At 75.5% G+C, this 277-nt stretch carries 1 protein-coding gene; it reads left to right on the top strand.

Annotation, left to right across the window (positions count from 1 at the left end; translation table 11 throughout):
* The coding region (locus tag G5A07_RS21250; RefSeq protein WP_191863974.1) for a DUF4136 domain-containing protein at positions 1 to 277 on the top strand (277 nt) is incomplete at both ends.

The following is a 277-nucleotide window of genomic DNA, read 5'->3' as shown; positions in this document are numbered from 1 at the left end:
AATCCCTACCGCGCCAGCTCTCTGCCCTACCCGCCGCAGCCGGCCACCGCGGCCAATCCCGGCCTCGATCCCGGCGCCTATCCGGCGGCGCCGCGCGACTACGCCCGCTACCGTAGCTGGAGCTGGGCCGCCGCCGGGGTCAGCGGCTTTCCCCAGGGCCTGGACGACAACCAGTTGCGCGACGCCGTCAGCCAGCAGCTCGACCAGCGCGGCCTGCGCCCGGCGCGGCCGGGCAGCGCGGCCGACCTGCAGGTCAGCGCGTTCCTGCGCAACGAAC

The sequence above is a fragment of the Stenotrophomonas sp. AS012628 genome, from assembly GCF_010608305.1.
Classification (GTDB): domain Bacteria; phylum Pseudomonadota; class Gammaproteobacteria; order Xanthomonadales; family Xanthomonadaceae; genus Stenotrophomonas; species Stenotrophomonas geniculata.
This window is presented reverse-complemented; position numbering and strand designations above follow the sequence as displayed.